This is a genomic window from Acetobacter senegalensis (genome assembly GCF_001580995.1).
GTDB lineage: Bacteria > Pseudomonadota > Alphaproteobacteria > Acetobacterales > Acetobacteraceae > Acetobacter > Acetobacter senegalensis.
Genome location: NZ_LHZU01000024.1, coordinates 1 through 1037 on the forward strand (window position 1 = coordinate 1; position 1037 = coordinate 1037).

Here is a 1037-nt window from a genome sequence, read left to right on the forward strand (position 1 = left end):
TGAACCGGCCTGAAGTGATGATAGGGCAGGCCACAGGAAAGTTTGATACTGACCGTCTTGAATTGACGGACCAGAAAACGCGGGATTTTCTGGTAACGCAGATCACGGCGCTGGCGGAACTGGCCCGCACGGTCAAAAAGCCGCCTCAGGGCTGAAAAACGCACTCTGCAAGATCGTCCCTCTCATCAGCCTGCTGCGAGAGGGGCGGAAGATGGCGGAAAGAATTTGTAAAAGTGTTGGGCTGTTCAGGCGGAATCTACAAGTCGGGCCAGTCTGACAGCAGTATGGCCGCGCATGGGGCGCAAATTGGGCAGCACCAGCAGGCAGTTGCTGTAAGGGGTTCTGATTTCGTCCTGCCCGTCAAAGGCTACGAGGCTACCGGCTTTTTTGACAACATCACCGCTGCGGAAGGCACGGGTGAAAACAAAACGGCTGCTGTGCGCCAGCACGGTATGTGTGACAACCGCACAGCGTGCCGGGCCTGCTGGCGTGGCGCAGAGGGGCTGGGGGGATAGAAGGCCCATCTGTTCCAGAAAAAGCTGTGTGGCTATGTGCGCAGTGGTAACACTTTCCGGCCGCCAGTGCTGGCCAGCTTCCAGCAGGCAGGCGGTTGCCCCAGTGCGGTTGGAGGCAAAGCGTTCATAATCAATCAGTCGGGGGCCATCCTCATGCCCGCCATCCTGCACCACCAGCGGCGGTTTGGGGTGTGCTGCGGAAAGAGCACAGGCCAGCGCATGGCTTTTCTCCGTCAGGCCGCACAGATAGGCGGGGGGAGAGGGCCAGAGCATGGAGTGGAGGTCCAGCAGGGCATCCACTGTTTCCATGATCGGAATAATCTCGCGCACGCGCTCCATTTCCACCGATGTGTGGGAGGAATGCACAAGATCAGCACACCACAGGCGGTTCATGTCCTCTTCAACAAAGCGGGAGAGGGTGGGTTTTTTGGGGTCGAACCGGGCAAAGGCCGCCAGATTCAGAAAAATCAGGCTGAGTCGTCCACGGTGGGGGCGGATGTTCCGGGTGAGCAGATCGGCCAG

The 1037-nt window shown here is 59.0% G+C and carries 1 protein-coding gene; it reads right to left on the minus strand.

What is annotated here, in order from left to right:
• Positions 1 to 245 precede the first annotated feature (245 nt).
• Positions 246 to 1037, minus strand: a 792-nt coding sequence (locus AD948_RS18290) for a M14 family metallopeptidase (protein ID WP_061470217.1), incomplete at its 5' end; no start/stop codon positions are given.